Source organism: Ochrobactrum sp. 19YEA23, assembly GCF_029909865.1.
Classification (GTDB): domain Bacteria; phylum Pseudomonadota; class Alphaproteobacteria; order Rhizobiales; family Rhizobiaceae; genus Brucella; species Brucella gambitense.
In genome coordinates this window covers 177,427-191,229 of record NZ_JASAMQ010000009.1, presented here as the reverse complement: position 1 = coordinate 191,229, position 13,803 = coordinate 177,427, and the positions used below count along the sequence as shown (strand labels likewise).

Genomic DNA, 13,803 nt, shown 5'->3' with positions numbered 1-13,803 from the left:
TACTCCCTTACTCCCTTACTCCCTTACTCCCTTACTCCCTTACTCCCTTACTCCCTTACTCCCTTACTCCCTTACTCCCTTACTCCCTTACTCCCTTACTCCCCTCAATATTCCTGTGCGCTGATGCAAAGGATAACGCTTCATTAAGCTTAATATCCGATAACTGACGAACGAATCCGCCTGATCGTCTCCATGACGGCAAAAGGCCGGAATCCACAGACAGAACACAGGATAGCGGGGGCAACTCCCGGGAAAGGAACGGAATGATGGCGAGCCTCGGCGGAGACAAATCTCAAGCCGAAGGGGCTGAAGTCCGTCACGTTCCGGTGTTGATTTCCGAGGTGATTGACGCTCTCAAGCCCAAGTCCGGCGAAGTCATCGTCGACGGCACCTTCGGGGCAGGCGGCTACACCCGTCGCATATTGGATGAGGGCGCCGAAGTGATCGCGATAGACCGCGATCCGACGGCAATCGAAGCCGGGCGCGCCATGGAAAAGCAGTTTCCGGGGCGTCTGCATCTGGTGGAAAGCCGGTTTTCGGCGCTGGATTCAGCGGTCGCGCAAGTGAAGGGAGCAGGCAGCAAAGTGGATGGCGTTGTGCTCGATATCGGTGTTTCGTCGATGCAGATCGATGAAGCCGAGCGCGGCTTCTCCTTCCAGAAGGACGGACCGCTCGACATGCGCATGTCCAGCAAAGGGCCTAGTGCTGCCGATGTCGTCAATCGCCTGAAAATGGGCGATCTGGCGCGTATCTTCAATTTCCTTGGCGAGGAGCGTCATGCAGGGCGCATCGCACGGATGATCGAGAAGCGCCGGGAGGCGCAGCCTTTCAGCCGCACGCTTGATCTCGCCAATGCCATCGAATCGCTGGTCGGTCGTAATCCCAAAGTGCCTATTCATCCCGCAACGCGGGTGTTTCAGGCGCTGCGCATCTATGTGAATGACGAATTGGGCGAACTGGCCCGTGCACTTTTGGCTGCGGAACAGGTGTTGAAGCCCGGCGGACGGCTGGTGGTGGTGACATTCCACTCACTCGAAGACCGCATGGTGAAGCGCTATTTCGCGGATCGCGCAGGCGGTAGTGCGGGTTCGCGGCACATGCCGGAAACACATGTGCGTCATCCGAGTTTTACGCCCGCCGTCAAAGGTGCTGTCGGGCCGACGCCGGAGGAAGAAGGCAGCAATCCACGTGCGCGCTCGGCGAAGCTGCGCGCCGGACTGCGGACTGTAAATCCGCCGCTTGAAGATGATCTTTCGCTGTTCGGGCTCCCCAAATTGCCTGAAACGCATGAACTGGGCCGGAGTTGAACGAGTGCTGCGTACTTTTGATCTCATCATGATTGCGGCGATGTTGGTGGCAGCAGCTGTCACCTACACCATCAAGTATGACGCCGAAAAACAGGTCGCGGTCATCGCCAAGCTGACGCGCCAGATCAATTCCGAGCGCGATACGATTACGCTGTTGCGTGCCGACTGGGCACTGATGACGCAGCCGGGTCGCCTGCAAAGCCTGACCGGCGTCTATGAAAAAGAACTGAACCTGCAGCCGATCGTGGCCGAGCAGCTCATACTGAGCGCTGGAGATATTCCGGAGCGTCCGCTGGACGACATTCAGAAAATCATCTCCGGCACCGATGAACTGGTCGCAAGCGGCGTCCTCGAACAGGACAAGATCACAACCGGTAGCATCAAGAAGAAGAGCGGGGCAAAGCACTGATCATGCGGCTGAAACTCGGTCTCTCCAAGAAGAAGAATAAAAATGCGATGGACGGTCTGGAGCCGGTCGGCGATGAAAAGCTGGCTGGCAACATGGCTTTTGTCGGGTCGCGTAAAAAGCACGGCAATCGTGCTCGTAACCGTTTATGGATGGCGATTGCCTGCTTCGTCGGCATTTATGGCGTGATTGGCGGCAAGCTCGTCTATTTCGGCATGATCGGCGGTGAGGACGAAGACGCTTCCGGCCCGGCGGTGCATCAACTCGCCTCGCGTCCGGATATTCTGGACCGCAACGGCGAAATTCTCGCGACCGACATCAACACCGCTTCGCTTTATGCCGAACCGCGCAAGATCGTCGATCCGGATGAAACCATCGAAATGCTGTCCACGGTGCTGCCCGATCTGGATTGGGAAGCGACCTATAAGCGCCTCAAGAGTGGCGCAGGCTTCGTCTGGGTCAAGCGCGGCCTGACGCCGAAGCAACAGAGCCAAATCATGGCGCTTGGCGTGCCGGGCATTGGCTTCCGCACCGAAAAGCGCCGCTTCTATCCGGGTGGTCCGACCGCATCGCACATTCTCGGTCTGGTCAATGTCGATAACCAGGGCATTGCCGGTATGGAGAAATATATCGACAGCCAGGGCCTGACCGATCTTCGTCTTGCCGGTCTTGCAACCGGCCAGTCGCTTGAGCCGGTGCGCCTGTCCATCGATATTCGCGTGCAGCACATCATGCGCGACGTTCTGGTCAAGGCTATGGAGCGCTATCGCGCTATTGCTGCCGGTGCCGTCGTTCTCAACATCAAGACCGGCGAAGTGATCGCCATGGCCTCGGTGCCGGATTTCGATCCGAACAACCCGGTCAATGCGCTCGACAAGGATCGTTTGAACCGCATGTCGGCGGGCACCTATGAAATGGGCTCGACCATCAAGACCTTCACCACAGCGATGGCGCTTGATTCCGGCAAGTTCACCTTGCAGTCGAAGCTCGATGCAACGCGTCCATTGGTGTTCGGACGCCAGACCATCCGCGACTTCCACGGCAAGGGCCGCTGGCTGACACTGCCGGAAGTCTTCATCTTCTCGTCGAATATCGGTTCGGGTCGCGAGGCCGATGCCGTCGGCATCGAAGGCCACCGCGCCTTCCTCAAGAAGATGGGTCTTCTTGACCGCATGCAGACGGAATTGCCGGAAGTGGCGCGCCCCGTCGAACCGCGCGTCTGGAAGAAGGTCCATTCGATGACCATCTCGTTTGGTCACGGCATGATGACGACTCCGCTTCAGACGGCAGTGGGTGCGGCAGCACTTATGAATGGCGGCAAGCTGTTCAACCCGACCTTCCTGATGCGGTCTCAGGCTGAAACGGTTGCGCTCGGAGAGAAGCAGGTCGTTCATCCACAAGTTTCTGCTGATATGCGTTATCTCTACCGCCTCAATGCCACGGCGCCGGGCGGTTCGGGTAAGCGCGCAGCCGTTCCGGGCTATCGCGTCGGCGGAAAGACGGGTACGGCTGAAAAGGTGGTTCACGGTCGCTATTCGAAGGATTCGCGCTTTAACGCCTTCCTTGCTTCGTTCCCGATCGAAGATCCGGCCTATGTCGTGCTGACCATCATCGATGAGCCGAAGCCGGAACAGGGCAAATTCGGTGCGACCGCGGGCTTCAATGCTGCGCCGATGGTCTATGAAATCATCAGCCGCTCGGCATCCTTCCTGGGCGTCAAACCTGACTTCGAACTGGATGCGCAACCGGCAACTGTTAGCAATATGAGCGGCGGGCCTGATTTAAAACAGGAATTGCCGCCAGCAATGGTTTCCAACGAATACGACTGATTCGCGCAGCATAGCTTGGGTACGCAACGAAATTTGGATTTGATTGCCATGAAACTGAAGGAAATCGCTCTTTTTACGGAACTGGCCTCCGGCACTGACGGTGAGGTGGAAATCACGGGCGTGACCTCGGATTCCCGCAAGGTCGAACGCGGTTTTCTCTTCGCCGCGCTGAAAGGCGTGAAGGCGGATGGGGCGGCATTTGCTGCCGATGCAATCAAGCGCGGTGCAGCCGCCGTGATCGCGGCCAAGGATGCAACCATCGACAATGCGAGCGTTCCGGTTCTGCATGTGGACGATCCGCGTCACGCGCTGGCCACCGCTGCGGCACAGTTCTATGGCAAACAGCCCGAGATGATGGTTGCCGTCACGGGCACTAGCGGCAAAACCTCCGTTGCTTCCTTCACGCGTCAGATCTGGGCCTATGCAGGTTTTCCTGCTGCCAATATCGGCACCACGGGCGTATTTTCGCCGACCCGCAGCGACTATAATTCATTGACGACACCCGATCCGGTGGAGCTTCAGCGCGTTCTGGCCGAACTGGCCGACGAGGGCGTGACGCACGCCGCGATGGAAGCCTCGTCGCACGGGCTTGATCAGCGTCGTCTCGATGGTGTGAAACTGTCTGCTGGCGCCTTTACCAATCTCGGTCGCGACCACATGGATTATCACGCGACCATCGAAGAATATCTTGGCGCGAAGATGCGCCTGTTCGATACGCTGCTGCCGAAGGGTGCGCCTGCGATCATCTTCTCCGACGATCATTTCTCGCAACAGGCTATCGATGCGGCGACCGCTGCCGGTTGTGATGTGAAGACCGTTGGCCGCAAGGGCAATTTCATCAATCTGAAGCGCGTTGAGCATGAGCGTTTCCGCCAGCATGTCGAAGTGCGCATCGACGACGAAATCTTTGAAATCGAGCTGCCGCTGGCCGGTGATTTCCAGGTGGCGAACGCACTGGTTGCCGCCGGTCTCGCCATGGTTACGGGCGTGCCCGCCGCTGCTGCCATGCGCGCTCTGGAACGCCTGAAGGGCGCGCCGGGTCGTCTCGATCTGGTGGGTGCGACCGAAGACGGCGCACCGGCCTATGTCGATTATGCACATAAGCCAGAAGCGCTTGAAAATGTTCTGACTTCTGTTCGCCCATTCACCACCGGTCGCGTGATCGTCGTGTTTGGCTGTGGCGGTGATCGCGACAAGGGCAAGCGCCCGATCATGGGCGAAATCGCCTCGCGTCTTGCCGATGTGGTGATCGTCACCGACGACAATCCACGTTCGGAAGTTCCGGCGCAAATCCGCTCGGAAATTATGGCTGCGGCGACTGGCGCGACTGAAATCGGTGACCGTCGTGAAGCGATCTTCACGGCTGTATCCATGATGATGCCGGGTGACACGCTGGTGGTTGCGGGCAAGGGACATGAGGAAGGCCAGATTGTTGGCAGCATTACCCTGCCATTCTCCGATCATGCGGAAGTTGCAGCCGCACTGGCCGCCCGTCTTGAGGAGCGTCAGGGATGAAAGACTGGCTGTGGTCATCGGCTGATATGGTTGACGCCATGGGAGGCAGGCCTTTCGGCAAGCTCCCTAAAGGCATCACCGGCATTTCCATCGACAGCCGCACGCTGAAACCCGGCGAGGCGTTTTTCGCGATCAAGGGCGACCTGTTCGACGGGCATGACTTTGCCACCGCTGCAATGGCGGCTGGCGCGGGGCTTCTGGTAGTGGCCGAGCATCGCCTGCCTGCTTTCGGTAATCTCAAAGTGCCGATGATCGTCGTGGAAGACGTGCTTGAAGCGCTGACCAAGCTGGGCATCGCATCGCGCGCTCGTTCGAAGGCCCAGATCATTGCGGTGACGGGTTCAGTCGGCAAGACGACGACCAAGGAAGCACTGCGCCATGTTCTGTCCGGCGTCGGCAAGGTTCATGCCTCGGTCGCATCCTTCAACAACCATTGGGGCGTGCCGCTGACGCTCGCGCGCATGCCAGCGGATACCGATTACGGCGTGTTCGAAATCGGCATGAACCATCATGACGAAATTCGTCCGCTGGTGAAGATGGTGCGCCCGCATGTGGCTTTGATCACGCTGATCGCCCCTGCGCATCTTGGCCATTTCGCCAATCTGGAGGAAATCGCGGTCGCCAAGGCCGAGATTTTCGAAGGCATTGTTCCGGGCGGCTATGCGCTTTTGAACCGTGACGACAAGCGTTTCAAGCAACTGGAAGAACTGGCGGAAAAAGCTGGCGTCGAGCACATTCCGACATTCGGCGAAAATCCGCGCTCCGAGTATCGCCTGCGCGAAGTCAAGCTGCACCCGACATGCTCCTGCATGACGGTCAAGATCGGCAATCACGAAGCCGTCGTGAAAGTCAGCATACCGGGCCGTCACATTGTGCAGAACATGCTGGCGGTTCTTGGCGCTTGCGACCTCGTCGGTGCTGATCTCGCCAAGGTGACCATGGCCATGGCGACCCTTTCGGCGGAAGGCGGGCGCGGCGCGCAGCATGTGCTGCAACATCCCGATGGTGGCACGTTCACGCTGATCGACGAAAGCTACAATGCCAATCCGACTTCCATGCGTGCGGCGCTGGCATTGCTCCAGTCGTCCAAGCCGGAAGGTCCGAAAGGACGACGCATTGCCGTTCTTGGCGACATGCTGGAACTCGGTCGCCAGTCCGGAAAGCTGCATGCCGACCTCGCACGTCCGATCGTGGATGCCGAAGTGAGTTCACTTTTTATCGGCGGCCCTGAAATGTCGGTGCTTAAAAACGCCTTGCCGGTTGAAATTCACACCGAATACAGGCAGAGCACCGAAGAATTACTGCCGCTGGTGATAAAGGCGGTCCGTCCTGGCGATGTCGTTATGGTGAAATCGTCCAAGGGAATCGGCTTCTCCAAAATCGTCAAGGCTTTCACTAACCAGTTTCCGCCGGTTGAACCGGCGGAATAGGCGATGGTCGAGGGAATTTTCTCCACATGCTGATGCTTCTCACCTTCTTCGCTGAACACATGACACCGCTCAACGTGTTCCGCTACATCACCTTCCGCACCGGCGGCGCAATGATTACGTCGGCGCTGATCGTGTTCCTGTTCGGCCCGACGATCATCAATTCGTTGCGCGTCCGTCAGGGGAAGGGGCAGCCGATCCGCGCGGACGGCCCGCAGACCCATTTCAAGAAAGCCGGTACGCCCACCATGGGCGGTCTGATGATCATGACCGGCATTCTCATTTCGTGCATGCTGTGGGCCAATCTCGCCAGCGTCTATGTCTGGGTTGTGCTGCTGGTCACAGTGGGTTTCGGTGCCATCGGCTTCTATGACGATTATCTGAAAGTGACGAAGCAGTCCGACAAGGGCTTTTCCGGCAAGGCGCGTCTGGGCATTGAGTTCCTGATCGCAGCGATTGCCGCCTTCGTCATCATGCGCGCAGGGCAGGAGCCTTTCTCCTCCTCGCTGACTTTCCCATTCGCCAAGCAGTTCGTCATCAATCTGAGCTGGTTCTTCATCCCGTTCGCGGCCTTCGTGATGGTTGGCGCGGGCAATGCCGTGAACCTGACGGACGGTCTCGACGGTCTGGCTATCGTGCCGGTCATGGTTGCCGCAGCCTCCTTCGGCTTCATCGCCTATCTTTCCGGTAATGCGATCTTCGCGGATTATCTGCAAATCCATTTCGTGCCGGGCACGGGTGAGCTCGCAGTAGTGCTGGGTGCGGTCATTGGCGCGGGACTTGGCTTCCTGTGGTTCAATGCGCCGCCTGCCGCTATCTTCATGGGCGACACGGGTTCGCTGGCACTGGGCGGCATGCTCGGCACCGTGGCCGTTGCGACCAAGCATGAAATCGTGCTCGCCATCATTGGCGGTCTGTTCGTGATGGAAGCGCTTTCAGTCATCATTCAGGTTGGCTCGTTCAAGCTGACCGGCAAGCGCGTCTTCCTGATGGCGCCAATCCACCACCATTTTGAAAAGAAGGGCTGGACCGAGAGCCAGGTTGTGATCCGTTTCTGGATCATCGCCATCATTCTCGCGATGATCGGCCTTTCCACCCTCAAGCTCAGATAGTCACAAGACCAGTATCGACAGGCAAGAAGAATGATCCCGATCACCGCCCTTAAAGACAAGACCGTCGCCCTCTTCGGACTGGGCGGGTCGGGCATCGCCACGGCCAAGGCCATTGTGGCCGGGGGGGCGAAGATCATTGCCTGGGACGATAATCCCGACAGTGTGGCCCGCGCACAAGGCGCAGGCATTGCAACGGGCGATCTGAGGCAGGCGGACTGGTCGCAGTTCGCCGCCTTCGTGCTTTCGCCGGGTGTTCCGCTGACCCATCCGAAGCCCCATTGGACGGTCGATCTTGCTCATGCAGCCGGCGTTGAGATTATCGGTGATGTGGAGCTGTTCGTGCGCGAGCGCAATCATATCGCACCCGATTGCCCGTTCATCGCCATTACCGGCACTAACGGCAAATCGACCACCACGGCGCTGATCGCCCATATCATCAAGGCGTCTGGTCGTGACATGCAGCTCGGCGGCAATATCGGCACGGCAATCCTGACGCTGGACCCGCCAGCGGCCAACCGCTTCTACGTGGTTGAATGCTCGTCCTACCAGATCGATCTGGCGCCATCGCTGAACCCGACTGCCGGAATTCTGCTGAACCTGACGCCGGATCATCTCGACCGTCACGGCACGATGGAAAACTATGCGGCCATCAAGGCGCGGCTGGTTGCTGCCAGCGGCACGGCGATTATTGGCGTTGACGATCTTTACTGCACGGCGATTGCCGAAAATCTGGCGGCGAACGGCGTCAATGTCGCGCGAATTTCGAAGGAAAAGCACCTCGACAGCGGTTATTTTGCCGACGGGTCGACCCTGATGCATGCTGAGGCAGGCAAAGTTGAGGAACTGGCGTCGCTGGCCGGGATCGGTTCGCTGCGCGGCGCGCATAATGCGCAGAATGCGCTTGCAGCTGTGGCAGCCTGCCTTGCGGTTGGCCTGTCGCTCGATGAAATTCGTGCTGGACTGAAAAGCTTTCCGGGTCTGGCGCACCGCATGGAGCAGGTGGGGCGGCGCGGCAAAGTGCTGTTCGTCAACGATTCCAAGGCGACCAATGCCGATGCGACCGCTCCGGCGCTCTCGTCCTTTCCGAATAACATCTACTGGATCGCTGGCGGTGTGCCGAAAGCGGGCGGTATCGAATCTCTGGGCGGGTTCTTCCCGCGCATTGCGAAAGCCTATCTGATCGGCGAGGCGGCAGCGCAGTTTGCTGCGACGCTCGGTGACAGCGTGCCGTTCGAGATTTCGGATACGCTGGCCGTGGCTGTCGATCATGCCGCGCGCGATGCGGGCAATGATGCAGCCCCGGAACCGGTTGTGCTGCTCTCGCCAGCCTGCGCCAGCTTCGATCAATTTCAGAATTTTGAAAAACGCGGCGATGCTTTCCGCAGCGCCGTATTGGCACTTCCCGGTATAATGCCAATTGGAGGAGAAAGCTGATGGTAAGCCGTGTCGATCGCGGTCCTGTCGCCAACTGGTGGTGGACAATAGACCGCTTCTTTCTCGTAGCCTGTCTGGCCCTGATGGGGCTTGGCATTCTCCTGTCCTTTGCGGCAAGCCCGGCTGTGGCTTCGCGTATCGGTCTCGACAGCTTCCATTTTGTGGAGCGCCAGACCGTCTTCATGATCCCGGCCGTCATTGTCATGATCGGTGTGTCGTTCTTTTCGCCTCGGCAGATCAGGCGTTTCGCGCTGATCCTGCTTGCCGTTTCCATGGTGCTGATGGTTGCGGCTCTCTTCTTCGGTATTGAAGTGAAGGGCGCGCGCCGCTGGGTCAATCTGGCCGGTATTTCCATCCAGCCGTCCGAGTTCATGAAGCCCGCCTTTGTGGTCGTCTGCGCTTGGCTTTTCTCCGAGCGCGAACGCGGCGGCGACATGCCTGGCTATTTCCTTGCCATGATGCTGTTTTGTGCCGTTGCGGGTCTCTTGGTACTGCAGCCCGATCTTGGCCAGACCATGCTGACCACCGGCACATGGGGCGCGATGTTCTTCCTCGCCGGCCTGCCGATGTTCTGGATTCTGGTTCTCGGCGGTCTCGCCGTCTGCGGCGGTTTCAGCGCTTATTTCGTGTTCGATCACGTGGCCGGTCGTATCAACCGCTTCATGACGGGCGAGGGCGATACGTTCCAGGTCGATGCCGGGCGTGAAGCCATTCTGCGTGGCGGCTGGTTCGGGCAGGGCCCCGGCGAAGGCACCATCAAGCGCATCATTCCCGATAGCCACACCGACTTCATCTTCTCCGTGGCTGCGGAAGAATATGGCATCATCCTGTGCATGATCATCATGTTCCTGTTTGCCTTCATCGTGGTGCGCGGACTTTCCATCGCGCTCAAGGAACGCGATGCGTTTACGCGTCTCGCCGTGTCGGGCATCGTGATCCTGTTCGGCTTCCAGTCGATCATCAACATGGCGGTGAACCTGCACCTGATGCCCGCAAAGGGCATGACGCTGCCGTTCATTTCCTATGGCGGTTCGTCGCTGGTGGCGATTGCCATCACCATGGGCATCCTGCTGGCGCTCACCCGTCGCCGTCCGGAAGCGCGCATGACTCATACGGTCGGGCACATTGGTTCAAGTCGAGGCGAGCGCATTCCTGCGCTGTGAGGGGCTGATGGGTAAAGGTGTTATCGTACTGGCCGCCGGGGGAACGGGCGGCCATCTTTTTCCGGCGGAAGCGCTGGCGCATGAGCTGAAATCACGCGGCTGGGACGTGCATCTGGCAACAGATGCGCGTGCGCAGCGTTTTGCGGGCGCCTTCTCCGAAGATCATGTCCATGTGATCCGTTCCGCGACCATTGCTGGCCGCAATCCCTTTGCGCTTCTTAAGACGTTCTGGTCGCTGTGGCAGGGCAATCTCGATTCACGCAAACTTTTCCGCCGCCTGAAGCCAAAGCTTGTTGCCGGTTTCGGAGGCTATCCGACCTTGCCGCCGCTTTATGCCGCGAGCAACATGCATATTCCAACGCTGGTGCATGAGCAAAATGCTGTCATGGGCCGCGCCAACAAAGGGCTTGCCGGGCGCGTCAAGGCCATTGCAGGCGGCTTTCTGCCGGAAACAGGCGGTGCTTTTTCCGAGAAGACCGTGACGACCGGCAATCCGGTGCGCCCGCCTGTACTCGCGGCAGCTGCCACGCCTTACAAGCCTGCAAAGGCTGATGAGCGTTTCCGTCTTTTGGTTTTCGGCGGCAGTCAGGGTGCGCAGTTCTTTTCGAATGCGATACCAGCTGCGGTTGCTCTTCTGCCGGAAAAGGAACGTGCACGGCTCCTGATCACTCAGCAGGCGCGCAAGGAAGATGAAGCTTCGGTGCGCGAGGTTTACAAGAAGCTTGGCATTCCAGCCGATGTGGCTCCTTTCTTCAACGATATGCCGGCACGCATGGCGGATGCGCATTTCGTAATCTCGCGCTCGGGTGCATCGACCGTTTCGGAAATCACCGTAATCGGTCGTCCGGCCATTCTGGTGCCGTTCCCCCATGCGCTCGATCACGATCAGGCGGCCAATGCCGCAGCGCTCGCCAGCGCTGGCGGCGGTGAGGTCGTGCGACAGGCAGACCTTTCCCCCGAACGCCTTACGCAAATCCTGCAATCGGCGATGAATGAGCCCGAAAGGCTCGAAAATCAGGCAAAAGCTGCAAAAAGCGTCGGTAAGCCGAATGCTGCGCGGTTGCTTGCCGATCTGGCAGAGGCTATTGCAGCAGGAAAATCTGTCCAGGAATTTAAAAAAGGAACTCGGTCATGAAAATGCCGCTGAACATCGGGCTCGTCCATTTCATTGGAATTGGCGGCATCGGCATGAGTGGTATCGCCGAGGTGCTACATAATCTCGGTTACAAGGTTCAGGGCTCGGATCAGTCGGACAGCGCCAATGTGCAGCGTCTGCGCGAGAAGGGCATCGAGGTCTTCGTTGGTCACAAGGCTGAAAATCTCGGCGACGCGGAAGTCATCGTTGTTTCGACCGCAATCAAGAAGACCAACCCGGAATTGGCTGCTGCACGTGAAAAGCTTCTGCCCATCGTGCGTCGCGCTGAAATGCTGGCCGAGCTGATGCGCTTCCGTCGTGCGGTCGCTATCGGCGGCACGCATGGCAAGACAACCACCACCTCGATGGTGGCGGCGCTGCTCGATGCAGGTCATCTCGATCCAACCGTCATCAATGGCGGTATCATCAACGCCTATGGCACCAATGCCCGCATGGGTGACGGCGACTGGATGGTGGTGGAAGCCGACGAAAGCGACGGCACCTTCCTCAAGCTGCCCGCCGATATTGCGGTTGTAACCAATATCGATCCGGAACATCTCGACCATTACGGCAATTTCGACAATGTGCGCGCCGCTTTCGCGCAGTTCGTGGAGAATGTGCCGTTCTACGGTTTTGGCGTCATGTGCCTTGATCACCCGGAAGTGCAGGCGCTTGTCAGCCGCATCGAAGACCGCCGCATCATCACTTATGGTCAGAACCCGCAGGCCGAAGTGCGCTTCGTCAATCAGCGCATGGAAGGTGCGGCGAACCTGTTCGACGTGGTCATCCGTTCGCGCAAGGGCGAGACCGTCGAAATTAAGGATCTGCGCCTGCCGATGCCCGGCCAGCATAACGTGTCCAACGCAACGGCGGCGATCGCGGTTGCGCATGAACTGGGCATATCCGCCGACGATATCCGTCGCGGCCTCGGCTCATTCGGTGGCGTGAAGCGCCGCTTCACCCATACGGGTACGTGGAATGGCGTCGAAATCTTTGACGATTACGGTCACCATCCGGTGGAAATCCGAGCCGTGCTGAAAGCCGCACGCGAAGCCACAAGCCAGGCAGGCGGTCGAGTGATCGCCATCGTGCAGCCGCATCGCTATACGCGCCTGCACAGCCTGTTCGACGAATTTGCTGCATGCTTCAACGATGCCGACACCGTCATCGTTACGCCGGTCTATACGGCCGGTGAAGACCCTATCGAAGGCGTGAACTCTGAAACGCTCGTCAGCCGCATCAAGACTGCGGGCCATCGCGATGCGCGTTATGCCAGCGGACCGGAAGCCTTGGCTCCGCTCGTTGCTTCTATCGCGCAGCCGGGCGACTTTGTGGTCTGTCTCGGTGCGGGCAACATCACGCAATGGGCCTATGCGCTGCCCAAGGAACTCGCCGAACAGGGTAAGAAGTAATGGACTATCACCCGATGGAAAGCGGCGAGACGCTTCTCAAGAAGCTCGACGGCAAGCTGTCGGGCCTGCGCGGGCGTCTGACGCCCGATACCGGCATGGACAAGATCACCTGGTTCCGTGCCGGTGGTCCGGCACAGGTTCTGTTCCAGCCTGCCGATGAGGAAGACCTGTCGAATTTTCTGAAGGCGGTGCCGGAAGAAATACCGATCCTCGTGGTCGGTATTGGTTCCAATCTGCTCGTCCGCGATGGTGGCGTGCCTGGCTTTGTTGTCAGGCTCTCCGCAAAGGGTTTTGGCGAGGTGGAGCGCGTCTCCGAGACGCAGCTCAGAGCAGGCACAGCGACGCCAGACAAGCGCGTGGCTGCGGCGGCGCTCGAAGCAGGGCTTTCCGGCTTCCATTTCTACCACGGCATCCCTGGTGGCATTGGCGGGGCGTTGCGCATGAATGCGGGCGCCAATGGCGTGGAAACATGCGAGCGTGTTGTGGAGGTTCGGGCGCTTGACCGCAAGGGCGAGCTGCATGTGCTTTCCAACGCCGATATGGGCTATGCCTATCGCCATTCTTCGGCATCGCCGGAGCTGATATTCACCTCGGCGCTGTTCGAGGGCGTTCCGGGTGACCGCGCGGATATTCAGCGCGCCATGGATGAGGTGCAGCATCATCGTGAGACGGTGCAGCCTGTGCGCGAAAAGACCGGCGGTTCAACTTTCAAGAACCCTGAAGGCACATCTGCCTGGAAGGAAATCGACAAGGCTGGCTGTCGTGGATTGCGCGTCGGCGGTGCCCAGATGTCGGAGATGCACTGCAATTTTATGATCAATACTGGCACCGCGACCGGGCAAGATCTGGAGACTTTGGGCGAGACAGTTCGCGCAAAAGTTTTCGCGAACTCGGGGATTCGCCTCCATTGGGAGATCAAGCGTCTCGGTTTGTTCCGCGACGGCGAGCGCGTAGAAGAGTTTCTCGGCAAAGTTTAATAAAAAAATTGCCCGGATTTTCTGCCTGAAATTCCGGGCTTTTTTGCCTTCGCAAGCGACGCGTAAGGTTCGTCCCTTTTGATAGG

Annotated in this window: 11 protein-coding genes; all 11 read left to right on the top strand. The window is 58.9% G+C overall.

Going from position 1 to position 13,803, the window contains the following annotated elements; all coding sequences use genetic code 11:
• The first annotated feature begins 263 nt into the window (after positions 1 to 263).
• Genes rsmH through murB form a run of 11 tightly spaced genes read left to right on the top strand, consistent with a single transcriptional unit; the run spans position 264 to position 13,717 of the window.
• The gene (gene rsmH, locus QBD01_RS21110; RefSeq protein WP_280994393.1) at positions 264 to 1,307 is read left to right on the top strand and encodes a 16S rRNA (cytosine(1402)-N(4))-methyltransferase RsmH; all 1,044 of its coding nucleotides are present in this window, start codon (positions 264 to 266) and stop codon (positions 1,305 to 1,307) included.
• 4 nt (positions 1,308 to 1,311) lie between these two features.
• Positions 1,312 to 1,716 carry a hypothetical protein gene (locus QBD01_RS21105; protein ID WP_280994392.1) on the top strand — a complete coding sequence of 135 codons (405 nt, stop codon included), beginning with the start codon at positions 1,312 to 1,314 and terminating at the stop codon, positions 1,714 to 1,716.
• A gap of 2 nt (positions 1,717 to 1,718) precedes the next feature.
• Positions 1,719 to 3,542, top strand: coding sequence for a penicillin-binding protein 2 (locus QBD01_RS21100; protein ID WP_182521045.1), 1,824 nt, complete (start codon positions 1,719 to 1,721; stop codon positions 3,540 to 3,542).
• A 42-nt stretch (positions 3,543 to 3,584) separates the two neighbouring features.
• The gene (locus QBD01_RS21095) at positions 3,585 to 5,057 is read left to right on the top strand and encodes a UDP-N-acetylmuramoyl-L-alanyl-D-glutamate--2,6-diaminopimelate ligase (RefSeq protein WP_280994401.1); all 1,473 of its coding nucleotides are present in this window, start codon (positions 3,585 to 3,587) and stop codon (positions 5,055 to 5,057) included.
• Positions 5,054 to 6,487 carry a UDP-N-acetylmuramoylalanyl-D-glutamyl-2,6-diaminopimelate--D-alanyl-D-alanine ligase gene (locus tag QBD01_RS21090; RefSeq protein WP_182521046.1) on the top strand — a complete coding sequence of 478 codons (1,434 nt, stop codon included), beginning with the start codon at positions 5,054 to 5,056 and terminating at the stop codon, positions 6,485 to 6,487. Before QBD01_RS21095 ends, QBD01_RS21090 begins: the two co-directional genes overlap by 4 nt.
• Positions 6,488 to 6,513: 26 nt before the next feature.
• Positions 6,514 to 7,596 (top strand): phospho-N-acetylmuramoyl-pentapeptide-transferase, encoded by a 1,083-nt coding sequence (gene mraY, locus QBD01_RS21085; protein ID WP_151589353.1) that lies wholly within the window; start codon positions 6,514 to 6,516, stop codon positions 7,594 to 7,596.
• A gap of 30 nt (positions 7,597 to 7,626) precedes the next feature.
• Positions 7,627 to 9,030, top strand: a complete 1,404-nt coding sequence (gene murD, locus QBD01_RS21080; protein ID WP_280994391.1) for a UDP-N-acetylmuramoyl-L-alanine--D-glutamate ligase — start codon at positions 7,627 to 7,629, stop codon at positions 9,028 to 9,030.
• Positions 9,030 to 10,193, top strand: coding sequence for a putative lipid II flippase FtsW (ftsW, locus tag QBD01_RS21075; protein ID WP_280994390.1), 1,164 nt, complete (start codon positions 9,030 to 9,032; stop codon positions 10,191 to 10,193). The genes murD and ftsW overlap by 1 nt, the downstream gene beginning before the upstream one ends.
• Before the next feature lie 7 nt (positions 10,194 to 10,200).
• Entirely contained in the window at positions 10,201 to 11,328 is a 1,128-nt protein-coding gene (murG, locus tag QBD01_RS21070; protein ID WP_280994389.1) for an undecaprenyldiphospho-muramoylpentapeptide beta-N-acetylglucosaminyltransferase, read from the top strand.
• The gene (gene murC, locus QBD01_RS21065; RefSeq protein WP_182521050.1) at positions 11,325 to 12,740 is read left to right on the top strand and encodes a UDP-N-acetylmuramate--L-alanine ligase; all 1,416 of its coding nucleotides are present in this window, start codon (positions 11,325 to 11,327) and stop codon (positions 12,738 to 12,740) included. Before murG ends, murC begins: the two co-directional genes overlap by 4 nt.
• Before the next feature lie 14 nt (positions 12,741 to 12,754).
• A complete protein-coding gene (gene murB / locus QBD01_RS21060; RefSeq protein ID WP_280994400.1) occupies positions 12,755 to 13,717 on the top strand; it encodes a UDP-N-acetylmuramate dehydrogenase in 963 nt (320 codons plus the stop codon).
• Positions 13,718 to 13,803 lie beyond the last annotated feature (86 nt).